At 45.1% G+C, this 23,923-nt stretch carries 22 protein-coding genes and 1 pseudogene; 21 read left to right on the top strand and 2 right to left on the bottom strand.

The features are described 5' to 3' along the window. The first annotated feature begins 2 nt into the window (after positions 1-2). The 17 genes from L6439_RS18310 (at position 3) to L6439_RS18230 (ending at position 16,080) form a co-directional block, all read left to right on the top strand. Positions 3-1,154, top strand: a complete 1,152-nt coding sequence (locus tag L6439_RS18310) for a PHP domain-containing protein (protein ID WP_213471582.1) — start codon at positions 3-5, stop codon at positions 1,152-1,154. Continuing rightward, positions 1,151-1,783: an HAD family hydrolase gene (locus L6439_RS18305; RefSeq protein WP_213471583.1), complete on the top strand. Its 633-nt coding sequence runs from the start codon at positions 1,151-1,153 to the stop codon at positions 1,781-1,783. Before L6439_RS18310 ends, L6439_RS18305 begins: the two co-directional genes overlap by 4 nt. 20 nt (positions 1,784-1,803) lie before the next feature. Continuing rightward, on the top strand, positions 1,804-3,111 hold the full coding sequence (locus tag L6439_RS18300) for a glycosyltransferase (protein WP_213471584.1): 1,308 nt from the start codon (positions 1,804-1,806) through the stop codon (positions 3,109-3,111). Continuing rightward, positions 3,111-4,136, top strand: coding sequence for a hypothetical protein (locus L6439_RS18295; protein ID WP_213471585.1), 1,026 nt, complete (start codon positions 3,111-3,113; stop codon positions 4,134-4,136). The genes L6439_RS18300 and L6439_RS18295 overlap by 1 nt, the downstream gene beginning before the upstream one ends. Beyond that, positions 4,137-5,108 carry an ABC transporter ATP-binding protein gene (locus L6439_RS18290; protein WP_213471586.1) on the top strand — a complete coding sequence of 324 codons (972 nt, stop codon included), beginning with the start codon at positions 4,137-4,139 and terminating at the stop codon, positions 5,106-5,108. Between the two features lies 1 nt (position 5,109). After that, positions 5,110-5,889, top strand: coding sequence for an ABC transporter permease (locus L6439_RS18285; RefSeq protein WP_168178869.1), 780 nt, complete (start codon positions 5,110-5,112; stop codon positions 5,887-5,889). 4 nt (positions 5,890-5,893) lie between these two features. Continuing rightward, positions 5,894-6,694 (top strand): ABC transporter permease, encoded by an 801-nt coding sequence (locus L6439_RS18280; protein ID WP_168178868.1) that lies wholly within the window; start codon positions 5,894-5,896, stop codon positions 6,692-6,694. Between the two features lie 30 nt (positions 6,695-6,724). Next, positions 6,725-6,985, top strand: coding sequence for an acyl carrier protein (locus L6439_RS18275; RefSeq protein ID WP_168178867.1), 261 nt, complete (start codon positions 6,725-6,727; stop codon positions 6,983-6,985). A 27-nt stretch (positions 6,986-7,012) separates the two neighbouring features. Next, positions 7,013-7,483 carry a hypothetical protein gene (locus L6439_RS18270; protein ID WP_213471587.1) on the top strand — a complete coding sequence of 157 codons (471 nt, stop codon included), beginning with the start codon at positions 7,013-7,015 and terminating at the stop codon, positions 7,481-7,483. A 23-nt stretch (positions 7,484-7,506) separates the two neighbouring features. Further along, positions 7,507-8,595 (top strand): radical SAM protein, encoded by a 1,089-nt coding sequence (locus tag L6439_RS18265; protein ID WP_213471588.1) that lies wholly within the window; start codon positions 7,507-7,509, stop codon positions 8,593-8,595. Positions 8,596-8,603: 8 nt separating this feature from the next. Further along, positions 8,604-9,683 (top strand): mandelate racemase/muconate lactonizing enzyme family protein, encoded by a 1,080-nt coding sequence (locus L6439_RS18260; protein ID WP_213471589.1) that lies wholly within the window; start codon positions 8,604-8,606, stop codon positions 9,681-9,683. Between the two features lie 40 nt (positions 9,684-9,723). Continuing rightward, the gene (locus L6439_RS18255; RefSeq protein ID WP_213471590.1) at positions 9,724-10,308 is read left to right on the top strand and encodes a hypothetical protein; all 585 of its coding nucleotides are present in this window, start codon (positions 9,724-9,726) and stop codon (positions 10,306-10,308) included. A gap of 33 nt (positions 10,309-10,341) precedes the next feature. Further along, positions 10,342-11,130, top strand: coding sequence for an HAD family hydrolase (locus L6439_RS18250; protein WP_168178862.1), 789 nt, complete (start codon positions 10,342-10,344; stop codon positions 11,128-11,130). Between the two features lie 564 nt (positions 11,131-11,694). After that, positions 11,695-12,630, top strand: a complete 936-nt coding sequence (locus L6439_RS18245; RefSeq protein WP_168178860.1) for a hypothetical protein — start codon at positions 11,695-11,697, stop codon at positions 12,628-12,630. A 243-nt stretch (positions 12,631-12,873) separates the two neighbouring features. Then, complete coding sequence (locus L6439_RS18240) at positions 12,874-14,211, top strand: ABC transporter substrate-binding protein (protein WP_168178859.1); 1,338 nt, start codon at positions 12,874-12,876, stop codon at positions 14,209-14,211. 117 nt (positions 14,212-14,328) lie between these two features. Beyond that, positions 14,329-15,186 carry a carbohydrate ABC transporter permease gene (locus L6439_RS18235; RefSeq protein WP_168178858.1) on the top strand — a complete coding sequence of 286 codons (858 nt, stop codon included), beginning with the start codon at positions 14,329-14,331 and terminating at the stop codon, positions 15,184-15,186. Positions 15,187-15,207: 21 nt separating this feature from the next. Then, positions 15,208-16,080 (top strand): carbohydrate ABC transporter permease, encoded by an 873-nt coding sequence (locus tag L6439_RS18230; RefSeq protein ID WP_168178857.1) that lies wholly within the window; start codon positions 15,208-15,210, stop codon positions 16,078-16,080. 224 nt (positions 16,081-16,304) lie between these two features. Here L6439_RS18230 and L6439_RS18225 read toward each other — a convergent pair whose 3' ends face one another. Continuing rightward, on the bottom strand, positions 16,305-19,433 hold the full coding sequence (locus tag L6439_RS18225; RefSeq protein ID WP_213471591.1) for a collagenase: 3,129 nt from the start codon (positions 19,431-19,433) through the stop codon (positions 16,305-16,307). 635 nt (positions 19,434-20,068) lie between these two features. Between L6439_RS18225 and L6439_RS18220 the strand changes: the two genes are divergently transcribed. Next, positions 20,069-20,329, top strand: a complete 261-nt coding sequence (locus tag L6439_RS18220) for a DUF3973 domain-containing protein (RefSeq protein ID WP_168178855.1) — start codon at positions 20,069-20,071, stop codon at positions 20,327-20,329. Between the two features lie 215 nt (positions 20,330-20,544). Further along, complete coding sequence (locus L6439_RS18215) at positions 20,545-20,820, top strand: hypothetical protein (RefSeq protein ID WP_213471592.1); 276 nt, start codon at positions 20,545-20,547, stop codon at positions 20,818-20,820. Between the two features lie 80 nt (positions 20,821-20,900). Here L6439_RS18215 and L6439_RS18210 read toward each other — a convergent pair whose 3' ends face one another. Then, on the bottom strand, positions 20,901-21,404 hold the full coding sequence (locus L6439_RS18210; RefSeq protein WP_213471593.1) for a hypothetical protein: 504 nt from the start codon (positions 21,402-21,404) through the stop codon (positions 20,901-20,903). 235 nt (positions 21,405-21,639) lie between these two features. Between L6439_RS18210 and L6439_RS18205 the strand changes: the two genes are divergently transcribed. Both L6439_RS18205 and L6439_RS18200 read left to right on the top strand, forming a co-directional pair. Further along, a complete protein-coding gene (locus tag L6439_RS18205) occupies positions 21,640-22,614 on the top strand; it encodes a sugar phosphate nucleotidyltransferase (protein ID WP_213471594.1) in 975 nt (324 codons plus the stop codon). After that, positions 22,611-23,896: pseudogene (locus L6439_RS18200) on the top strand (UDP-glucose dehydrogenase family protein). The gene L6439_RS18205 and the pseudogene L6439_RS18200 overlap by 4 nt, the downstream one beginning before the upstream one ends. Positions 23,897-23,923: the final 27 nt, after the last annotated feature.

The following is a 23,923-nucleotide window of genomic DNA, read 5'->3' as shown; positions in this document are numbered from 1 at the left end:
TATTGTCTATATTTTTCTGGGAACAGTATAATTTGGAAAGTCTTAATCAGCTCCAAGCGCTTCTAGATAAAGATCAATATATTTACTACGTTGATCTGCATACCCACTCAGACTTTTCTGCAGATGGCAAGCAGACGGTACAAGACATCATTGAGCGCGCTGCGGAGCTCCAGTTCGATGTGATCTCCATTACCGATCACGATTCTGTTCAGGCATATCACATTATAAAAGATATTGTGAGGGAATATTCTTTAATAGGAAGATCCATTCCAATTATTATTCCAGGAATTGAATTCACCGTAAGGTATAAAGAGTATGGAGATATGTGCCATATATTGAAATATGGTTTTAATCCAGAAAGCACGGCCTTGAAAAACAACCTTGAGAATAATATAGCTGCATTTTGGAGGAGAGCAGAAAGGCAATTTGATCAAATTGAAAGGAATCAGACTTTAAACTATTTTTCAAATCAATACCATATACATTTTTCTATTTCTGAGTATGAACAATACTTGAAAGCTTGCAAAGTATCAACACCGGAATATCCATCCCTGATTTCCTATATTCATGCCAAGCTAGAACCTTGCAACATTCCATTAGGGGAAATAGTAAGTCATATCGAGCAGGACATTAAATCGGACCCGTCTGAAACAAGAGCCAAATTAAGAACATTAGCCATTAATCGATTCAAAAGCAAGTATAAACATATTTTTGGAAGTTCCATGTACCCGTCCAGGCTCTTGTCACCGCTTTTTTCTGTTAGGGGTATCGATGATGAGGACTATCCTGAGCATGACACAAGCGGTAATTTGTCAATTCGTAATTATGGCCAGCTTGAAATCAATGAACTTTTTAAAGAAGGGATTACGGTTTTTGCACATCCTAATGGTGATAAGCTCCATTTAATGAGAGATTGTCTGAATATGGATATTAATCTTTGTGCGCTTGAATTGAATAAGAGGAACCGCCATGCAACTATGGATCATATTAAGACAAAAGCAGAAGAACTCGGGTTATTTGTCACCCGCGGATCAGATAATCATGAGAAGTCAAATCAGTTATATGAAGAGATGAGTTTTTATGAGACCTCCAAAACCGATTTGATGGCTTTGTTTCATGCATTGAAGAAATCTAATGAGGCGAGACAAAGATGATTAAGGGAATATGCTTCGATCTTGGGGGGACACTAGTTCAATTTAATACAAATGAGAGAATGATCGTTAAGTTAAGCAAATTACTTCAAATTGAATTAAATGAATTGAAACCCTATATTGCAAAACATTTTTTAACCCAAAACAATCATTTTCATCGGTTAGCCGAAAATTTCTGTATGGATGTCGGATATTCGAGACCGCACGATATTATCGAGATCATTGCTTCCCATAAATCAGAAGCTCAGTTGTTTCCGGATTCTCGAAAAATTCTAAATGATTTAAAAAAAAACTATAAGTTAGGCATTATTTCTAATGCTTATTGCTGGAATAATAAATCCTTGGACGAACTGAATTTGGCAGGTTATTTCGATGAATGTACTATCTATTCATTCAATATAGGCTATGCGAAACCAAGCAAAGAAATCTTTAAGGCTGCAGAAGAAAAATTGAAATTAAAGAGGGGAGAATTGGTATTTATAGGTGACTCTCTGACATCGGATATTAACGGGGCGAATAATGCCGGCTGGACATCCGTATTTATAAATCGAAACCGAAAAAAAATTGCTCCCGGCGAATGCAAAGCCAATATGATTATAAATGAGTTATCGGATCTTCTCTATTTTTTCTGAAAACGAATAAAGAGGGGCCTATGGACAAAAAGATTTTATTCTGTTTAAATCCGGCAGTAAGTCATTTCTTTCCAACAATTGGGCTATCGAAGGAACTAATTAGACAGGGATATACAATATTGTATACCGGATTTTCGAATCTTGAGAATGTTGTAGTTTCCGAAGGTTTTGAGTATATTTCCTTAACAGCAAGCACAGACAAACATTTGAAAGACCTGAAGAATAATTATCATTTCCGTAGTTTGGAGAAAACGTATCATAAAATCTTCGAAGAATTAAAAGAAATCATAAAAAGTCGCTGCGTGGATTTAGTTCTTTTCGACATATCTCGATTCAACCTCTATTTTTTGCCCGCATTCGAATGCAAGATACCTGTAATCAGTTTTTGGACCTGTAGCGGAGCATTTCATATCAACGGTGATATACCACCGAATTCTTCTTCGCATATTCCAGACAAGACTTTAAAAAGCAAAATTAGAGTGATATCCATCTGGATCAGGAGATATGTGAGAAGAGAATTCTGTAAACCGGCAACACTGTTATCAAAATTTTATTTTCCCTATTCAGATCTATCCGCAATTGCAAGAAAGAGGGGAATGAAGTGGAAGTATAATATAGATGGGCCATACTTGGATGTTCCTAAATTAGTCTTAGGGCCTAGAGAATTTGAATTTTCTGCTTCTACTAATAACCGTAATGCTGCTTATCTTGGTTTATGCGTAGAGACTCGAAGCGATGGAACGGTCATGCCAGATGATTTCGATCCTTGCAAGCCTTTAATATACTGTTCACTGGGAACTTTAAGTCATCGGTATAACAGGAGCGGGCATTTTTTTAATATTGTGATTGAAACATTTACTGCCCGACCCGAATGGAATGCTATCATCAATATTGGCAGCACGAAGGAGATTGATATGAACTCTCCGTCTCCTTCCAATATCCTAATCACCGATTACGCGCCCCAATTGGAAATTCTTAAAAAAGCGGATTTGGTTCTAACTCATGGCGGTTATGGGACGATAAAAGAATGCATAGCCTTCGCTGTGCCTATGATTGTTTTTCCATGTATTTATGATCAACCGGGAAATGCAGCTAGAGTTGAGCATAAGGGTATAGGAGTAAGGAGGGATATTGGAAAGATTACGCGTTCTGACCTGGAAGGACTCATCGAGAGCATGTTGACCGATATGACGTACAAAAAAAATATTGCGTCGTTAAAGGATAGAATTCTTCTTTCTCAAAACGGTCTACAAGATGGGATTCTTTTGATTAGAAAAGAGTTAGAACAAAGTGATTGCCACTCGAGGAAAACAGAGGTGGAAATGTAATGTCAACCAACCATACGTTGAATATTGCCTTTTCAAATTTTCCTTTTGTTAATTGTTTTGGGAGTTATGTCGCCAGCGCTTACAAATATTTCTTCCCGGCAGTAGACCCTGTAAACCTCCTATTATATCTAGCAGATTGTGAATTGAGATATACTCAACTAAATGTCCAGCAACTAATGGAAAAATATAACAATCCTTGGCGTTTTCAGCCTTTGCGAATATACGATCCCAATGATACGCCTCTTTTTTCAAAAGATACGTTTTTGTCTTTCTTATCGTTTTTAGAACATCAATACAGCATTTATGCTGAAATTGTTCCTCATAATTCTCCCCCTCAACTTATACTGGAAAAGGTTATGGAAGCCATAACAAATTCAGGTGTTGTTTTACTCAGTGTTGATGAATATTATCTTGTTTCAAGTAAACGATTTTATTATAAGCACCATAATTTTCATGGATTGATTATCAAAGGGTTTGATTTAAGTGAAAAATATTTTGAAGTTGTCGATTCTGAAGTTTATAAACCATATAAGATCCCCTTCGCGCAGCTATTGGACTCGTTACATCATTCGATTTACAAAAAGGATCACTATATTCTTAACCACTACAATGATTTACACCGAAATGAAAAATTGTTGACGATAAATGTTGACTTGGGTTGGTTGAAGCATAGGTTAAGCTTTCCGATCATGCTGTTTATTAATGATTTGCCATCTTACTTTGAGGCCAATGATTCAGATTATGTGCTTAGGGGACTCAATTTTACAATTAATTTTCAGCTGCTTCCGTTTCTGCTATTCAGAATAAATGTATTATCAAAGCTGAACATTCCATCTTTTTTAAAAGCTGATTTGGATTCTTCAATAAAAATGTGGAGAAATATTTCTTTGCGGATACGTAAAAGGGTATTGACCCAAAACGCCGACTTTCAGCACTTGCAGCCATTTTTGCAGAAAATTTTAGAACTTGAAAATAAGATTGCCGATGAGATAGATACGCTTGGTTTATCGAGTGGAGGAAAATGAATGATTAAGGTAACTGATTTGTCCATGACATATAAAGTCGCCAAAAAAAAGCACGGATTTTTAGGATCATTCAAGAGTTTAATCCAACCAGACTACGAATATGTGAAAGCACTTCAAGGAATTAATCTAAAAGTAAATAATGGCGAGGTTATCGGTTTCATTGGCCCCAACGGCGCAGGAAAGACAACGTTACTTAAAATATTGTCAGGATTGATCCACCCAACATCCGGTGAAGTAACTGTGGACGGTTATAAGCCTTTCAAACGAAGCAAAGATTTCAAAAAAAATATATCCCTGGTGTTAGGACAGAAAAGTCAATTGATGTGGGATATACCTGCTATGGAGACCTTCCATTTAAACAGAGCAATTTATCGCGTGGAAATGAACAACTTTAATGAATTAATTGAAGAGCTCGTTACCATACTTGATGTTAGCCATCGTCTCGATACGCCCGTTCGGCAATTATCTTTGGGCGAGAGAATGAAAATGGAGCTCATCGCAAGCTTGATCCATAAACCCAATATTCTCTTTCTTGACGAGCCTACGATTGGACTTGATATAAAAAGTCAAATTGCTATTCGGGAATTTATAAAAAAGTATGTGAAAACTAATCGTACAACAACTATTATTACAAGTCATTATATGGAAGATATAAAATCATTATGTGAAAGAATAGTCATCATAAATGAAGGAAAAATTCTTTACGATGGACCAATAACTGATATTTATCGACAAAGAGAGGAGTTCAAATATATTTCTGTAAAAACAAATGAAGGAACAATAAAAAGAGTAAGCGATAAATTATTCGACGTTATCAAAAAGAATGATATGTATAAATTAACGGTACATCCGGATAATTTGCATGATGTGATTAGTGAATTAATTCAAAGCGGGAATATTCAGGATTTAACAATTGAGAAGCAGCCTATAGAAGAACTAATCTTAACACTTTTAACCGAGACGGAGAAATAGTATGAAAACATACATTACTTATTTTCGGTGTATTTTAGCGACGCAAGTTATATTTCGCTTTTCATTTTTCACGGAATTTTTGGCACAAATCGTCCCGATGCTAGTAAAAATATTTTTGTGGAGTGCCATAATAAAAAATTCGCCGAACTCTTCGTCGCAAGAAATTAACTTTATTATTACCTATTTCATTGTCTCTTTTGTGCTAATACAAATTACGGAACACCGGCTGATAATTGCTGATAAAATCCGATTGGGCACCCTTTCTGCTGAACTGCTGAAACCTGTAAGTATCATTAACCTTGAATTTACAAGGGCTGCTGCTTTGAAAATAATTTCATTGGTAAAGCTCATTCCTGCAACAATACTTCTTATGTATATATACCATGATTATGTGATTGTTCCTAATCTCGACATTTACTCGTTGTTGTTTATCATCATTAGTTTTGCTCTTTTCTTTAATATTCAACTGTTTATTCATAATCTATCTTTTTATGTCATTGAAATAAGTGGACTCTCCTATATTATTTCAGTTATCATTTCCGTGTTTTCAGGTAATTTAATCCCATTTAGTTATATTCCCGAGAACATTAGAATGATTTTTGAAATGCTGCCCTTTAAATATCTAGTACATGTTCCTGTAAGCTCTTTACTCGGCCAATTGCCTTCAGCCATTGCAAATATGTTCATTCTCCAAGCCGGACTTTATTTGGTTTTGTTTTCATTGATGAACGTGCTTCTATTTAAAATCGGTTGCAAAAAATATTTGGCGGTAGGGGGGTAAATGAATGAGCAACGTAAATTATTATATTCAAGTGTTCATCTCCCTGGTAAAAGTAAATCTACGCCAATTTGCTCAGTACAGGTTTAACTTTGTACTCTCGACCGTTGTTAATTTACTTTGGATTATTGTACAAATTACTTTTGTCTCCATTATTTTCGCCAGAGTTCCTGCGATCAATGGCTGGGGAAAATATGAGATGTTATTGCTCATAGGTATTGATGAGATCATTTTTCCATTCTTTATGGCTTTTGGATTTACGAGCTTAAAGCGGGTTGAAGCCTCGGTTGTCGATGGAACAATGGACTATTCCTTATTGAAGCCGATCAACCTCCAATTTTATTTAACCTTTAAGCATATTAATTTGATGGAATTGTCGCCTGCTATTTTTGGAATCGTTCTTACTGTATATGCATATAACCAACTCCAACTCCAATTTCCTTCATTTGATGTAATCCTCCTTCTCCTCTTCCTTGTGTTGATAGGATATTGGATATTAATTAGCCTAATGATTATTATTACTTCTGTTGCGTTTAAGTACAAAAGGATTTCACAGTTACAAAGCACCCTTCTTGTTTTTGCCCAAACCATGATTTACCCGATAGACATTTATTCAGGTTACTACAAGCTGATAATAACAACGCTCATACCGGTAGGAATTATTGTAGATTTTCCAGCGAGATTGTTAACCAAAGGACTTGAAATTTCTTGGGTTTCTTATTCACTTTTTATAGCCTCAATTTTTGGAGTTCTGGCTTATTTCGCTTTAAAATGGGGAATCAAAAATTATACGAGTGCCAGCAGTTAAGTGATAAATGTAAAAGAGGAGGGGAAAGTATTGGATAAGGAAAAACTAAATAAAATAAAAAAGATTATTGAAGAGATAGCAGACAGCAATGAAATATACGATCTGGGTCTTGATGACGATTTTGTCGAACTATTGAATTTTGACTCCATGACTTTCATCCAAGTGATCGTTCGGCTAGAAAGTGAGTTTAACGTGACAATCGATGATGATGATTTAACATTCGAAAATTTGAATACATTGAAAAAGCTGCACGACTACGTAACTGCTGAAAGAAGTGAAAGTGTTCGATAAAGGCATCACATATAGGAGGCGGTAGGCATGGTTATTCAGTGGACGGGGACTGTGAGCAAATATAATAGTTTGCAGGTCATTGAAGTTCCTAAGCACTTGCTCGGGGATGTCAGAATCAGACTGGTTAAAGGCACACTGAATAGTTATCCATATGAGGGGTGGTTAACAGAGCAACATGGCTTAGTATATATTACACTCACACCTGAGTGGTTGGAAAAGTATCGAATCGAATTGGGGGAAGAAGTAAACGTAAATGTCGCTGTAAAAAATATTGGTCTTCCTACTCAAAAAGCTCCGGAAGAGGTTTTACGAGAGTTGGATAAGAGGGGCATTAGTATCGATATACTGACCTTTGCCGAGAAGCAGCAATTGTTTAGTTCCGTCACCGAAGCAAGTAGCAAGGAGATAAGGGATAAAAGAATACAGGCGATAATAGCAGCATGTATTATAAAAAATAACCGGCTAAAAGACGGAAAGAGTAAACCGTCCGCGCAATAAATAAAAACTTGGGAGGGATTTACGTGGTGACATCACAAGATATTACGATTAATCAGGGACATGCATTAGAATTGTCAAGTCGTTATGGAATTAATATTGAAGACATTCTATTGATTGCACTAAATTTGTGCGGAGTTAATTCGCAGCACACGTACCCCCGGATGAGGATGTTTCTTAAGGTAAAAGATAAGCCTGAATATACTTTTAGAATCATCGTTCCAGTGCATCAGCGTAATTCCCCCTTTTATTTGGAGGATAAAAGAATTCTGTTTAATGGTGAGCATTTTGCAGATGTCTTTGAATTGGAGAATGATGATGTTGTTGTGAGTTACTTCAGGAAATATGAAAAAGTCATAACTCTAAATTCCAATGCCCGCAGCATGTGCACGGGATGTGTTTTCTGCTATAACACCCTTGAAATATCGGAAGATCCGCGTTTAAGAGTGTTGGATGACCTTACTCAATACTTCTCGATATTACTATCTGAAAAGGGGTGGAAGGATCTTTCGTCTCTTGAACAAATATGCCTCTCAACGGGGTGCTTTTATTATGAGGAGTTAGCCATCAAGCACCTAATGATGGTGAAAAACACGCTGAACGGCTTTAACTTTCAAGGAGAAATTAACTATCTAGGCTCTGTTTTGCGCAGTAATGAAGGGTTTAAACAAATTATCGAACATATAGGGAAATTTAAGCTTACTCTCACCGTTGAGTGTTTGACCAACAGGGAGACCATCCTCAAGAGTACGAAGGCAGATTTAACGCTTCCCATGATGGTCGATTTATTAGAGAGAGCAAGGGAGCACGGGCTTGATGCGACATTTACCTATATTTTGGGCCTGGACAATGAACCAGCTGCACTTCATGGTTTGGATATGCTCTTGGCTCACTCTAACAGAATGCCGTCAATTAACCTGTTTCAGGCACATAACGAATATATGCAGATGTTTGCCGCGGAAGGGGCCAATACCATTGAATGGTATCTAAAAATGCGTTTAGAAATAGAAAAGCTATTAATTAAATATGGCTTGGAAGCGACCACTTGGGAATGTTATCGAAGCTTATGGTACTTTACCTTCGATGGCCGTCCAATACCTTATTCCGGTTGGTAATTTAAATCATGAGCAGGTTATTAATTAAAGAGGCCGTATTTGAAAAAGTCACCGTTGGTTTCCAGGGTGAGTCCATTTCATCTTACTTCCTGCTTATCAAGACGTCAGAGGAGTTTCAAGGCTTTTTTGGTCCTGTGTACAAGCCATATCTTTCCGCTTATATGGAGCTCTGCAGACTTCTGCTTGATAAAGATCCGTTGCGAACTGAGGCGATTTGGAAGATTCTTTGGGATTCCCAGTTAGGGGGAAGAACCGGATTATTTATGGAGTTTATGAGTGCTATTGATTGTGCGCTATGGGACATTAAAGGAAAGTACTTTCATGCTCCTGTTTATGAGCTCCTTGGCGGCCGTACCCGCTCTTCGGTTCCATGTTATGCTAGTATGCTTGGCTTCAATGAAGCTGAAAAAGGAGCAGTATCGATTGCCAAACAGTACTATATGTCAGGATTTGAGTTTCAAAAATGGCCACTGCGTTTTCAATATCACGGTAACATTGAGGAGCATGCTCGCAACGTTAGGGAATTGGTTGAGGGAGTCCCTGATTGCAATTTTATGTTTGATGTATTTGGCAAGTGGAACTATAATCAATTTCTTGCTTTTGTAAACTATACGAAAGATTTAAAAATAACCTGGATCGAGGAGCCGCTGCCGTCAGAAAGCTACATCAACATGAATTTGAGTTCGAGCTTGCTTCCGTTAGCATTTGGCGAGCACCTGTCCCATGTGTATGAGTTCACCCCTTTCGCCACCAATTCAGGAGTTGTATTCCTCCAACCGGATATAGGAAGGTGTGGAGGCATTACCGAAGCGATGAAGATATTGGGACTTGCAAAAGCTTTCGGAAAACGGATAATCCCGCACGGTCATAACCTGCTGCCCGCATTGCATCTAGCGGCGTCTCAACCATCTGATACGCTTCCAATGGTTGAATATCATATTACGATTGAGCCCCGAAGACAATGCTTCTATAAGAATCCTGTCGCTCCAAAAGGAGATTTACTGGAAATAGGGAGCATCATTGGCCTTGGGATGGATTATGATCAAGATAAAATCGAGAGAGTGGAAACGATATGCAGTATATCCTGATTTTTTGGGTCAAAAGGGATGCTGATTAAGGAGCGGGGATATGTTACCTGAGCAATATCTCATCGCGAGCGAAAAGCTGTTACACGAGGCAGACCGTTTACTTAATTCGTTACAGTTAATGCATATTTTAAGCAGATATGCTAAGGAAATCACGTTTGTGGGCAGTTATGCCAATCGTACAATGGTTTGGCCTGATATTGATATTTCGATTATGCTTAAGGAAAATAATGTCGAGCAGTTTTTTCTGATCGGGAAAGAATTATCACAAGCCCCATGTATTGAGCGGATGTTATTTAAAAATGAATACAGGACAAGGCCGGAGCGTGCAGGTTTCTATTGGGGCATACAACTGGTTTATAATTCTAATAAATGGAAAATTGATATTAAAGCACTGAATAAAGAAGATTACCGATCTGAAGTATTGAATATCTCATATCTTAAGAAGACGATGTCGTACGAACAACGAATATTAGCCATTGCTGCTAAAAATAAAGTCATGGAACTAACCAATTGTGACAGAGTGCCTTATGGCTGCAGCTATCATATATATGATCGCATAATCCATCGGGGATTGACCTCTACAGACTCGATTATTGAAGATATGCAAAAAGAAGGTTTAATTTAAGTTCTCGGCAGGTGCCATATGAGTATATTTAACATGCGCATTGTAGTTTTGGATTTGGATGGGACTATTGTAGGTAAAAGCAAGCAAATATCTATCCCGGTACTTGCAAAGCTGCGTGAAATGGAGTCTGGTCGCTTTCCAATAATTATAGCCACAGGAAGATCTTTAATTGGATGCAGGCATATATTCAACCAATTCACGCCGGCGTGGCCGATTATTTGCTTCGATGGCAGGCTGATCTACGATCTCGCCAGGAGAGAAACATTATGGGCCTCACCTGTTGACCCCGAGATAGTCGACATGATTATTGAACGGTATAGTTCAACCCATCATATTATTAAAGAGTATCCGACGTATCTTTCATCTTTGACAAAAGAAAGTGGTTTACTATATGCATTTTCTTTCGGTGTCTCCAGAAATCATCTCCGCAATAATGACGAATATAAAAGCGGGCCTCTTAGAATATACTTAAAATCAAAAAAAAAGGGAGCCCAGGATGAAAGGGCTGGAAGTCAGATTATTGAAAAGAAAAATATTGATATATATCAGACTTCTAATGATTGGCTGGTACTATCAAAATCGAAAGAGAATAAAGCAAATGCCCTTCAAATTCTTGCAGAGCGGTACAATTTTAACAGGGAGGAGGTTATTGCATTTGGCGACGGTGAAAATGATATCGAGCTATTTAAAAACGCAGCTATTTCGATTGCCATGGAGAATGGGGATGAAAAGCTTAAACAAATTGCAACACATATAGCAGGCAACGTGGAAGAAGACGGTGTATTAACTTTTCTTGAACATATTTTGTGTGGAAGAATGTAAAACAGGGGGGTGGAGATAACAAAAAATTTTACTGCTGGCAGGACTTGGTCCTTATATTGTTAATGAAAGTTATCTTAATGGTACCCTTTTTGATGAGAATCTTTCACAAGATGCTTCGCGAAGATGGGGTAAAATAGCAGGAAAACAGATTAACTTGTATTAGGAGGGCAATTCAGTAATATAAAATACCACGAGATTATGAATATCATCACTGCTGCTGATTATATTATCCGTGGAGATGCTGAGATTGCTCTGCCTCGTCTCCTGAATTCATCAAGGACAAGAATTTCAATACGTGCCTAAGGCAATGGATTCAACATTTACTGTCCCCAATGATCGGTTTAAGAAGCTATTGAAACAACTGCCTTTTTTGAAACCGCTCAAAAATTGTATAAAAATACAACATATGATGTTAGATGGAAGAACGATGATGGGGTTCTGTTGTTATGGCAATCAAGGTATCAGCTCCCTCTGGTTCCTGATCATTCACGCGATGCCAATTTGCGGATTGAAAAATGCTTCTGAGGTTGGATCGATAACCCAAATCATGAAGGTGAGAATTTAATGTTGGAGATTACACTGTACAAGGGAGCATTGTATTTATCTTGCAGGAAAATGCAATCAATAAGCTATTTGAGTTCTATTAAAGTACCAATTGAACTCATTTTCTATAATGCAATGGAAAGTACGGACGATATATTTGAACAAGTTATTGTTCAAGGAAAATCAAGGCATCAATACAAGTCGCGCTTGCTATCCAAAGAAGACTTGTCTCTGATTGGAGTAAAAGAAAATGTTCGTTCTATTCAAAGTCTAAATGAAGTTCAATCTGTCATTGTTGATCTTATTGATAGGGGCAATGTCGTCTTTTTGCCGTTGGATCAATTCTATTTTCCGCACCGAGGGCATTATTTGAAGAGACATGTTTTTCATACGTTCACAATTTCCTCGTATCATAAGACTTCAAAGAATACATACTTTTATGTACATGATTTTGATCCGGAGTTTACCGGCGATGTTAGTGGCGAACTTATAACTACATCATTGGAACATTGGAAAGCTCCTATAAACTTGTTTTATTATGATATTGAACGACGAAATAATTTGCAAAAAAATATAATTGAGGAAAATTTTTTAAAATTAATTCAAAAATTCAATGATTCATACCATCTATACGATTGGATTCCTTCCCTTATTGAGGAAAACCCGGACTATAAGTTATTAAATAGCTTGGATCATGCATTAGCTGTATTAGCGGGATCAAGGAATTTATTTAAGAACTACTTGATCGCTATAAATTATAACGAACCAATTGTAGTAAAGTTAAAGGAATTTTGTCACTGCGCGGAATTGCTTAAAAATGTCTTGCTCAAATATTCAATAACGGGGAGAGTGAACAAAGAAAAAATCGAAATATCAGTACAAAAATTAAAGGCCTATGACGAAAACATAATGTTCTCCATAAATAGAGAATTATTGCTTTCAAAATCCGATGGATAGACCGATACCGGCCCTGCTTCGATACTCTTGTTATCGACAGCAGCGATAGCCGGTTTTTTTATGCAGCACACTCCACACTCAAATTTCATTTGTACGTGCCTGTAAAATGAATTGATCTGTGGAAGTATTTATCCCTCGATCAGAGGAATGTATCCTTTGAATGCGCTGCCGCGTGGACTACACTTTAAGTAGACACCAAGAGCAATGCAGGGTGAACCAAAAATACTTGGGGGGATTTGCAAAATGAAAAGGTCTTCATTGGTACTGATGAGCATCATGCTGTTGCTCTCCATGTTCCTCGCGGCATGCGGCAATAAGGGCGGCAGCAACGCTGGCGGTCCGGCTGAAGGAACGACGCCGCCAGCCGAGACGGGAACGCCGGAAGCCAAAGCCGATCCGGTCAAGCTTCGCGTCTTCTCGACATTCGGGGGAACGGATGCGGCTCGTGAAGCGTTCCAAGCGCTTCTGGATGATTTTACTGCGAAAAATCCTCACGTCACGATTGAAAATGATACGATGTCCGCGAACGACGACGGCTTCCGGACGAAAGTAAACACCGATATGAACAGCGGCAACGAGCCGGATTTGCTGTTCTATTTTATCGGCGCGGACGCGGAAGGCTTCGTTAATGCCGGCAAGGTCGTGCCGCTGAACGAGATTCTGGACGCGGATTCGGAGTGGAAGAACGGGTTTATTCCGAACGCACTCGAGATGGCAAGACAAAAAGACGGCAACATTTATGCTGTGCCGCTGACCGGATTCTATGAAGGGCTGTTCGTAAACAAGAAAATCTTCGAAGAGAACGGACTGGAGCTCCCGACAGATTGGGAGAAGCTGAAAAAAGCGGTGACTACGTTGTCCGACAAAGGCATTATTCCATTGTCCGTGCCGTTCGACCAATCCCACTATTTGATTGAGCATATGATTCTGTCTGCAGCAGGTCCGGAGAGCCAGAACAAAGGCTTGATCGACGGCCTCGATCCGAACTGGGAAAAAGGCTATGCGGCGATGAAAGAACTGTATGATCTCGGCGCATTCCCGAAAGATGCGGCAACGATTGACCTCGGCATGGCCGGCAACTATTACAGCGAAGGTCTGGCCGCGATGATTCTGGAAGGTTCTTGGGCGATCGGCGGATGGAATGAAGATACGCGCAACAACTCGACAGTTATCCCGTTCCCGCAGGTTCCAGGCGGCGCCGGCAGCGGCAACGATGTCGTAGGCGGCTTCGGCTCCGGATTCTACCTGCCGAAATCGACGTATGACGATGCGGCGAAAAAGGATGCCGCAATTGCATTAATGAAGCATCTGACTTCCAAGGATAGCATTCAAAAAATCGCGACCGCCAACGGCGGCACGCCAGCTGCCGACGTGGAAGTGAAAGGGCTTCCTCAGGTCGCTCTCGACGGGTTCGCGATGGTAGCCAAGGCCGCTGCCATCAATTCGCCAGTCGACAGCAAGGTGGCGCAAGAAACATTCTCCAATCTTCGCGCCAGCGTGCAACCTGTCGTGACAGGCAAGAAGACGCCGACCCAGGCGATCGAAGATGCGAAGAAAACCGAGGATGACAACAAAAAATAATTGGAATCGCATCATCGGAAACGCTTGAAAACCATAACGAACGCCGCCCCTCTATCATCATTCGGGCGGCGTACTCATTTCGCGCGAGGAAGAAAATAAACATCAAAGGTGATAAATATGAAGGGCGACCGAAAGTATATTGTTATGTTCTTGCTGCCTGCAGCGGTTTTTATGTCGGTCTTTCTCTACTATCCGTTCTTCAAGAGCGTCTATCTCAGCTTTTATCGCACGACCGGATTTTTCGACAAGAAATTTGTCGGCTGGGATAACTACAAGCGATTGTTCACGGATGAGCTGTTGGGAGCGGCGACGCTGCATACGTTGGAACTGATGTTGTATGTCATTTTGTTCCAGGTCGGGATCGCGCTCGTGCTGGCGGTGCTGGTCGACAACATTCAGAAGCTGAAGGGATTTTACCGTACCGTCTTCTTTTTCCCTGTCGTCATTTCGGGAACGGCGATCTCCTTGTTGTTCGTCCTGTTCTACAACTACAATTTCGGTCTGTTGAACAATCTGCTGGCGAACTTCGGCATCGAGAAAATATTATGGCTCGATGAGAACAATGCGCTGAAAGCCGTAGCCATTCCAACGGTATGGCACTATATCGGATTTTATTTTGTCCTGTTCCTTACCGCGATGTCCAAAATTCCTTCCGACTATTATGAGGCGGCCAAGCTCGAAGGGATTTCCGGCATCCGCAAAACTACGATGCTGACCATTCCGCTCATTATGAGCGATATCAAGGTCGTCATTACGTTGGCGATTACGGGGACGCTGAAAGTATTCGAATTCGTCTGGGTCATTACGAAGGGGCAGAACGGCACGGAAGTTCTCGGAACGTATATGTACAAAAAGGCAATGGTGGATCAGAACTTCGGTTACGGCTCCACGATCGCCATTTACATGGTCGTGTTCGGCGTACTGCTGGCGCTTATCGCCAACCGGCTGTTGAAGAGGGACGAGATTACTTACTAAGCATTATAGGGGTGTACAGAGATGGAGCCAACCTTAGTTGTGGAACGCAATGCCCGGCGAGCGAAGTCGAAGCGGTTCAGCTTCAGCGCCGCCTTGATGTATACCGTACTGACGGCGTGGGCCTTGACGACAATTTATCCGTTATTCTGGATTGTGAACAACTCATTCAAGATGTCGCGGGATGTCATGAACAACTCGTTCGGCATCGCCTGGAATCCGGTGATGACGAACTACACCAATGCGCTGGACCGGATCAATATCGGGAAGAGCTATTTGAACAGCTTGATTATGTCCTTCGGCACCGTATTTTTGGTGCTGCTGTTCGGCGGCTTGGCGGCTTATATCCTGTCCCGCTTCCAATTCCGCGGCAAGAGAACGATTTATTCGATTCTTTACGCCACTTTGCTTATTCCGGCGTTTGCCACGGTGGTGCCGGTATATGAGCTGTTGATCAAAACAAGCCTGGTCAATACGTACTGGGGTCTCATTTTGCCGCAGACTGCGGGGAACCTGACCTTCGCCACGCTGGTTATCGCGGGATATATGGCTACGATCCCGAAGGATTTGGAGGAGGCCGCCTTCATTGACGGCTGCAACCGCTGGCAAATGTTCACGAAGGTATTCGTGCCGGTGTCGCGGCCTGTATTCGCCTCGGCCAGCATTTTCGTATTTATGTGGTCGTACAATGATTTGTTCTCGGCCATGATTTTTGTCAACAAGGAAAACGTCCGGCCGATCGTGGCCTTGCTGAATGAAATCAGCTCGCAATATGGAACCGACTTCGGATTGATGGCGACCGCCGTATCGCTGACCGTCATTCCGGTATTGATTGTGTATCTGTTTATCTCGAAGTTCATCCAAAAAGGGTTGACCGAAGGCGCCGTAAAGGGATAACGATCAGGCCGGTCCTATCTTATGGAAAAAAATTCTCGGAGAATATCACATAGCGGCTTCACTCTCTTGGATTTGCGTTCGACAGTCATGTCCCGGGGGTGAAGTCTTTGTTCGTGCCGCGCCGGCGCAGGAGCTGTGATTTATGAAAAAAGCGCGCCTCTTGAGAAAGGCACGCTTTTTCATAGATATTATCCGCAATCCGCCGAAGCGGAACGGCAGTTCAGTCAGTACCGAGCCTGCAGCGTATAGTGAATATCCTCATCGGCATATTTATAGACATACAGATGGTATCGTCCCGGTTCCGCCGCGAACCCGCCGCTCATTCTGTTGCCGTCCAGCTCGGATGGATACAGGAGCGGACGCTCGGTATCGCCTTCCCGGTACAGGATCCAATTCACGTTCGATCCAAGCTGCCGCTCCAGCTCGATATGAACCTCGGACGGCTGGTCCACGTCAATGATGAATACATCCTGCCGGTCGCTGCCATTCAGGGTTCCCAGGACAGGCCGGCCTGCCGGAATCGGGCCGTTGGCCATATCAGGCGAATTGTTCGGCTCGGTCTCTTCGAATCGAGGAAGCTCCGGCTCCTGACCGGAATTGCTTTCCGGCTGGACGATCAAGCGATAGGACTGCTCTCCGACCCCCACAGGGTATACATACACGTAATAAGTTCCCGCCGTACCCGCTACGGAGCCGGATACGCTTGTTCCTTCCACTTGCTTCGGATAGGCGGCATAGGTAGTCAGGTCGGACTCGTGGAAGACGAGCCAGGCGACGGTGTCTGCTTGCTCTGTCTCCAACTTGATATTCCATTGTTCATCCTTCCCGGCCTCAAAACGGTACACGTCAGCCCAATCCGTATCGCTCAGCTTGCCGGATACCGGCTTGCCCGTGCCATCCAGTTGAACCGCCTGCTCCCAGGTATCGTTGGGCTCATGGTCCGCATCCGGTTGTCCGCCGTCATGTCCGCCATCCGCCGCTCCATCGCCGTCTTCGTTCCCGATGCCTCCATCCGGCAATGGTCCGCCGTTGTCGTCCGGATTCTCGCCAGCATCCCCGCCTGCAGGAAGCTTGCCGTGGAACACCACATCATAGACGAATCGTCCTGCATCGTCCACCCGGTAATTGGTAAAGTAGGCGGTGACGGTCTTATACCCGTTCCATGGCTGTTCCGACAAAGCTTGCAGGAAGCCGTCCGTCAAGCTGTTCATCGTCTGCCAATCTTGCTCTTTCCCCGCAGCGGCGCTACCGATGTACGTGCCGCGAAGCTCGAAGGACCGGAAGAAGCGCGATTCCCGCTCCGTTGCGCTCGTATCCCTCAATCCGGCCGCAGCCGCGATTTCGTTATAGATCTCCTGCACCGGCTTCTGCTCCGGCGCCAGCAAATACTCATCCGACACGAGCGGAACCGTCAAGCTGTCATAGCGGGCGACCTGCGCCTCAATCGAGCGTTGGTAGGCATCATTCATGCGCGTATCGCCGCTTATCGCCGCCAGCTGTCCTTCATAAGCGGAGGCATCATTGAACCGGATGGCCTGATGAATCCGATCCATCGTTCTAAAATCCTGATGGTACAAGTAATCGTACAACGCAAAGGAATAATCGTAAAATCTCCATGAGCCGTACTGCGAATTCACCGTATCCGCCACGGAGTAACGCTCTCCCGGGCCGTCATGCCGCAGATTTCCGACGACCGACTTGCGGGGCTGAATCCCTTCCGTCCGAGTAGCTCCGGCGAAAAATTCCGCGCCGCCTTCGTCAAACCACTGCATGCGTCCAGTTTTATACAGCGGCCCCTGGCCCCACATGCCGGGCACCTCGTACCGGCCCTGGAGGTAATGGGTAAATTCATGGCGGAACAGCTCTTCCAGACTATAAATGCTCTGTTCGATCGTCCGATCATACGTAAAGAACGTGCCGTCGGGTTCAATGTAAATGCCGCCGTTGTCGGTGTCGTACCCGTACAAATAACGATTCATCCGGTATTCATCCGGATTGTTGTAAATGACGACCGTCAGCACGTCATCCGGATTTCCCTGCTCCAGCGGCTGATCGCTGCCGATGACGCGATGGAATTGGGCTTGGACCTCCTTGGCCGCCCAATATAAGCGCTGAAGCTGTTCCTCGCTCAACTGGCTGCCCGTCCGGAATACGAAGCGGCCGTCATCGAACTCGACCCGCTGCGGCAAATAGCGCTCCTTCCCGCGCTGCTTCAACTCGTTCATATCGACCCGGCGGCCGGAAGCATCTGTTCCCGCATAGTGCTGGTCAATCTGATCGGCAGCCACGAAGTACATCTCGCCCAGCGCCGGCGCGGTCTGCATGACATCGGTCAGCACCCGGTTCGCTTGCTGCGGCTCGCTGTAATAACGGCCGAGCGAACCGGTGTAGTAAATGGCGTTATTCGTCAGCCACAGCTTGTCCGCCGATGCAGGTCCATGCTGCGCCATCCGGAACAGCTGCTCCAAATAGCCGTCGATGCTTCCCTTGAACGCAGCTTCCCGGTCCGGTTCGTCCATGCGCCACATGAGCACATAACCGACACCCTTTATCACCTCGTAGAATGCTCTGGAAGCCTCGTAATCACCGGACAAGGCATCCGCGCGGTCGTTGAAGCTCTGAAGAAGCCCTGTCAATCGCTCCACGGTATCCGGATCGGTGGTAGAATTGGAGATCATTCTGCCTGTCGCTCCGATAACCTTGTTCTGTAAGTCGTTGCCCCAAGCAAAGGCGGGGTTATCGATAATCGCCTTGATGGCAGGGAGCATCTTGTCCCGGAATGCCGGTTCATTAATCCGGGCCAGCTCCTTGTTGTAATATCCGAGGTAATAACCGGAACGGAGCACCTCCACCAACGTCGGAATGCCTTGATCGTCCTCGGGCGTGAACTGTCTGCCGCTTTCCTCCAGCCGATCCACAATCGCTTGGAAACGATCCTCGTCCGCGTAAAAACGACGGGTATCGTCATTGTACTTGAACAGATCCGGAATCTTCGACCATTCGATACGAACGAGCAGATCCGTAAGCTCCTCATACGACAGGGAATTCAATTCCGCCATGCTGTAATTCCTGTCGGCGCGCGTCTCGCTTGTCAGCGGCTGAAGCTGCGGCTCAGAGATGCCGGCATCGGCGGACTCCGCCACCGCGCTCGGAAGCTCTCCGTCCGCGCCGAACGGCGCAGCGGACGGAGGGAGCTCCTCCAGCGCCCATGCACTGGCGGTTCTTTGCTCCATCCGTCCTTCCGCCGGGTGCGCCGCCTTCGATTGGGCTGCGGCGAAGCCTGCCGGACTTCCTGCAGCAATGGCCGCCGCCAGCAAAATCGAAGCCCATCTCATCCATGCTTGTTGTCTCATCTTGTGCAACATCCCCCTTATGCATGTTCGTTCATGTTTCCTAATGATGAACGACAATGCTAAATATCGGCGGCCGGCAGATGGATTGACATGCAGCCATTTTCCCGTTTTTTTCGGCGAATAGGGCCATCGTCTCTATAAAAAGTTCCCGAAAGCGGGATGAAAAGGAGGCGGAAGAAGGGATTTCTTCCGGCAGGGGGCCTGTTCACCCGCTTCCCTTTTCCAATCGTTATTCCTTGATTGACGGGTACATCCGAAGTATCCAAGGCGATTCGGTTGCGACAAAATGGAATTGTCGAATTTTGTCATTAAAATGTTGTTCCGGACACCATCGCGAGCCGAAGAGAGTACGAGGCAAATGATCGTTCAGGAGCTGTCGGCCGATTCTTCCTCTCGTTGTTGAGCAACTTTCAACAGAATCGCCCAAATTGAACGATTTGTTGATTTTTTCGTAACGGGCAGGGGGGAAATATGCACACTTTCTCAACATTTGCTGTAGTATATAGCAATACGAAGCAGTCGCAAGCCTAGGGCGAGGCCGTTGAGCGGGCGCAGCAGCGTGACGGTACGACGGCATGGCGCCCGGATGGTGGCAGCAATGGCGCTCTCAGAGTATCGATAAAGATAAGGAGGTTATGGCTGTGTTTTATTGCATCATATGTTCCCGGCTTCACGAGGAATGTAGTGCTGAGGATTGGGTATTTGAGCACGCGATCTATATCGAGCCGATGCTCGGCGAGAAAATTCAACTCGGGATGTGCAATAAGAAGGTCGGCAGAGGCAGCAGCCAATATAAATATTCCCGGCGCATGATCAAGGATGATCAGGCGGCATGGAAGCAAGTCAACAGCGACTTTCCCGTATACGAGCATATCGACCGATTCCAGTTGTGGTGAAGCGAAGCCGCTGCCGGCATCGGGCTGGCATCCCGTGAACGAAGGGAGAGAAAGCAAAGCGCCCCGGTCCGGCATTCCGCCGGTCCGGGGCAGCCGGAGGGCGGCCGGCTCATTGCCGGATGAACAGGAAACGGTACAATGACAGTGATTTCGTGACAGCGCGGGGAACGGGACAGGCACTGCCATTCTCATATTAGGAAGAGGGGGAGCGGAAGATGAGGCCGGACATTGAGAGCTTATTCGAGATGCTGCATGGAGACAAGCCGCGCCTGTGGCTGTTCACGGGGGACAGCATTACCCATGGGCCATTGCATACGAACGGCATGCGCAATTACGTGGAGCATATTCAGGAACGAATCCGGTGGGAGCTGCAGCGCTTCCACGATATCGTCATAGGAAGGAACACCCGGGGCTCTCTTAAGTGTGCGCTAACAGGAAATCAGAAAAGCTTGTTGCCGGGATTAGCTGCGCGGAGTGCTGCGGCAGAATAACCGGTAAGCCGGAAAAAGCCTTTCTAAAGCCGTTGCGCTTTAGAAAGGCTTTACCTGGGTGGATCCATCATAAGAATGGATTAGTCCTCATCTTCGTCCTCTTCGTCATCGTCCTCTTCGTCATCGTCCTCTTCGTCCTCTTCGTCCTCTTCGTCCTCTTCCTCTTCGTCATCCTCATCGCCGTCTTCGTCGTCTTCGTCGTCTTCCTCTTCGTCATCCTCGTCGCCATCTTCGTCGTCTTCCTCTTCGTCGTCCTCGTCGCCGTCCTCGTCGTCTTCCTCTTCGTCGTCCTCGTCGCCGTCTTCGTCGTCTTCCTCTTCGTCATCCTCATCGCCGTCTTCGTCGTCTTCCTCTTCGTCTTCTTCTTCGTCCTCATCGTCCCAATTCAAGCCGACCTTTTCCCCGCCATCCAGCTCTACATCGATATCGGCGACCTTGTCCCAATCAATCTCTTCCAGGAAAGAGTCGAGGCTTCCGCCATCGGCGTCGAACTCCACGATTTCTCCACCCTTATACTCAACTTCGATGCTGTCGAACCCTCCCAGATTTTCGAGTTGTTTTTTAACATTTTCATACTTGCTCATTGCGCTCAACCCTCTCCTTGGAATTAATATGATAATTTACTTTCCCTCTATTCTATGTCTCGCAGCAGGTAAGGTATGGACGAATGAGAGAGGCTGATAGTGGAAAAACGCTTGCTGCCCGCGGGTTCCAAGGCACAAAAGTATATTTTCCCTATGAATGAACAATAGCCCTAACTTGCTAGAATTGGAGAGCATAACCTGATGTATGCTTGTAACGAATAAAGGAGCGAGCGTCATGAAGGGATTAATCCTCTGTGCTGGCAAAGGAGCCAGAGTCCAGCCATTCTCCTCGGATACTCCAAAATCGCTTCTCCCCGTAGCGAATAAACCGCTTCTATTTTATTGCATTGAAAAACTCGCGGAGTTGAACATTGAAGAGATTGGAATCGTTATCCAGCGGGAACGTCAAGCGATGTTCGAAGCGAGACTGGGCAACGGTGAACAGTGGGGAGTGAAGTTGACTTATCTCTACCAGGAGATCCCGCTAGGAATTGCTGATGCAGTCAGGCAGGCAGAAAGCTTTATCGCTTCGGACCCATTCATCCTTCTGCTGGGCGATAACTTGATTGCTCAATCTCTGGCCGGACTGCGAGATTTGGTAGCGCGCCAGGGCCACGACGCCGGCATGCTGTTGGGCCGGGTGGCGTATCCGCAGGACTATGGGATTGCTGAAGTGAAAGGCGATCTTGTCATCGGTCTGGAAGAGAAGCCCGAACGCCCCAAGTCCGAACTGGCGTCTCTGGGGGCGTATGTTTTCACTCCCGCTCTCTTCCGCGCGGTTCACTCCATATCCCCCTCTCCACGGGGAGAGTACGAGATCACCCATGCGATCCAATGGCTCATCGATCATCATCATTCCGTAGCGTATACGATAACGGATGGAAATCATTCTGACGTGGGAACGGCGGAGCGCTGGCTGGAGGCGAACCGTTGGGTTTTGGAAGGGCTTAAGAGCCCGGGGGGACCGATTCGGGAGAATGATTATCCGGGCTGCCGGATTATTCCGCCGGTCTTATTGGACCCGAGCTGTGAACTAACCGATTGCACGATCGGTCCGTATGTGACGATTGGTCCGCGTACCCGTCTCGTCGGTTGTCGCGTGAAGAACAGTATTTTGCTGGAAGATGTGAACTTGGAGCACTCCGAACTCAACAGCGTGATCGCGAGCCGCCATTTCATCGCGACACCATCGGGAAGGTGGATGAAATGAACATCTTGGTTATAGGACTTGGTTATGTCGGCGCGACGACGGCCTTGGCATTTGCGGAGCTGGGCTGGAAAGTATCGGGGATTGACACGGACAGGGCAAAGCTGGACTTGATGGAGAGCGGACAGCTGCCTTTTTATGAACCGGGACTGGACGGGCTTCTGCTGAAGCATGTTCAGTCGGGGAATGTTCGATTTTATACCGATCCGAAGCAGGCGATTCAAGATCACCAAATTTTGTTTTTATGTGTCGGGACCCCGTCCGGAAGCGATGGAAGCGCGGATTTGAGTTACATTCAGCAGGCCGCGCAGCAGATAGGCGAGCACATGCAAGAATATAAAGTGATCGTCGTCAAAAGCACCGTGCCGGTCGGAACGAACCGCAAGGTGGCCGAATGGATTGCGGGCAGCCATTTGATGTCGTCTCGAACCCGGAATTTCTGAGAGAGGGGAGCGCGCTGTATGATGCCCTCCATCCCGACCGCATCATTATCGGCAGTCAATCGGATAGAGCCGCAAGCATCGTCCGCCAACTCTACCATACGATGTCCTGTCCCGTCATTCAGACGGAACCGGCGACCGCAGAAATGATCAAGTATGCTTCCAACGCATTTCTTGCCGCCAAAATCTCTTTCATGAACGAGCTTGCCCGGTTGTGCGACGAGTGTGGCGTGCAAGTGTCCGATATCGCCGAAGGGATGGGACACGATGCGCGCATTGGCCGCTCCTTCCTGCGGGCCGGCATAGGGTACGGAGGGTCCTGCTTCCCGAAAGATGTCAAAGCGCTGTTGCATACGGCCCGTAAATACGGCGTACGTCTCTCGCTGCTGGAGAAGGTCGTTCAGATCAACCGCACCCAATATTTATACCTGATGACGCGGCTTAACCGGAAGCTGCAGACGCTGGAAGGGCGGAACATCGCCGTGCTGGGCCTTGCGTTCAAACCGGGAACCGACGATCTGAGGGAAGCGCCTTCGCTGGCCGTCATCTCTTATCTGCTGAACCATGGGGCAGAAGTGAAGGTGCACGATCCTGTCGCCCGCGTTCCCGACCGTCTCCGAACGGTCCGGCTGACCCAATGCCAGGAGGCGGAGAAGGCGCTTCAAGGAGCCGACGCCGCCGTAATCTGCACCGAATGGCCTGCCTATTCGACGTTGGAATGGGATAAGCTTCGGAACGTGATGAGAACGCCGTACCTGTTCGACGGCAGAAATATGCTGGATCCGGCGCAGATGGCGGCCTGGGGCTACGATTATCAAGGAGTGGGAGTCCAACCGCCCGACTAGCGGCATCCTCAATAGATTGGCTTACAA

This window comes from Paenibacillus dendritiformis (assembly GCF_021654795.1).
GTDB lineage: Bacteria > Bacillota > Bacilli > Paenibacillales > Paenibacillaceae > Paenibacillus_B.
Note: the sequence above shows the minus strand (reverse complement) of the source record. Positions and strands in the feature narration are given on the sequence as shown.

Coding starts and splice junctions, on each gene's coding strand:
- L6439_RS18305 (WP_213471583.1), top strand. CDS start 1,151: ATGATTAAGGGAATATGCTTCGATCTTGGGGGGACACTAGTTCAATTT.
- L6439_RS18300 (WP_213471584.1), top strand. CDS start 1,804: ATGGACAAAAAGATTTTATTCTGTTTAAATCCGGCAGTAAGTCATTTC.
- L6439_RS18295 (WP_213471585.1), top strand. CDS start 3,111: ATGTCAACCAACCATACGTTGAATATTGCCTTTTCAAATTTTCCTTTT.
- L6439_RS18290 (WP_213471586.1), top strand. CDS start 4,137: ATGATTAAGGTAACTGATTTGTCCATGACATATAAAGTCGCCAAAAAA.
- L6439_RS18285 (WP_168178869.1), top strand. CDS start 5,110: ATGAAAACATACATTACTTATTTTCGGTGTATTTTAGCGACGCAAGTT.
- L6439_RS18280 (WP_168178868.1), top strand. CDS start 5,894: ATGAGCAACGTAAATTATTATATTCAAGTGTTCATCTCCCTGGTAAAA.
- L6439_RS18270 (WP_213471587.1), top strand. CDS start 7,013: ATGGTTATTCAGTGGACGGGGACTGTGAGCAAATATAATAGTTTGCAG.
- L6439_RS18260 (WP_213471589.1), top strand. CDS start 8,604: ATGAGCAGGTTATTAATTAAAGAGGCCGTATTTGAAAAAGTCACCGTT.
- L6439_RS18255 (WP_213471590.1), top strand. CDS start 9,724: ATGTTACCTGAGCAATATCTCATCGCGAGCGAAAAGCTGTTACACGAG.
- L6439_RS18250 (WP_168178862.1), top strand. CDS start 10,342: ATGCGCATTGTAGTTTTGGATTTGGATGGGACTATTGTAGGTAAAAGC.
- L6439_RS18245 (WP_168178860.1), top strand. CDS start 11,695: ATGTTGGAGATTACACTGTACAAGGGAGCATTGTATTTATCTTGCAGG.
- L6439_RS18240 (WP_168178859.1), top strand. CDS start 12,874: ATGAAAAGGTCTTCATTGGTACTGATGAGCATCATGCTGTTGCTCTCC.
- L6439_RS18235 (WP_168178858.1), top strand. CDS start 14,329: ATGAAGGGCGACCGAAAGTATATTGTTATGTTCTTGCTGCCTGCAGCG.
- L6439_RS18230 (WP_168178857.1), top strand. CDS start 15,208: ATGGAGCCAACCTTAGTTGTGGAACGCAATGCCCGGCGAGCGAAGTCG.
- L6439_RS18225 (WP_213471591.1), bottom strand. CDS start 19,433: ATGAGACAACAAGCATGGATGAGATGGGCTTCGATTTTGCTGGCGGCG.
- L6439_RS18220 (WP_168178855.1), top strand. CDS start 20,069: ATGGCTGTGTTTTATTGCATCATATGTTCCCGGCTTCACGAGGAATGT.
- L6439_RS18215 (WP_213471592.1), top strand. CDS start 20,545: ATGAGGCCGGACATTGAGAGCTTATTCGAGATGCTGCATGGAGACAAG.
- L6439_RS18210 (WP_213471593.1), bottom strand. CDS start 21,404: ATGAGCAAGTATGAAAATGTTAAAAAACAACTCGAAAATCTGGGAGGG.
- L6439_RS18205 (WP_213471594.1), top strand. CDS start 21,640: ATGAAGGGATTAATCCTCTGTGCTGGCAAAGGAGCCAGAGTCCAGCCA.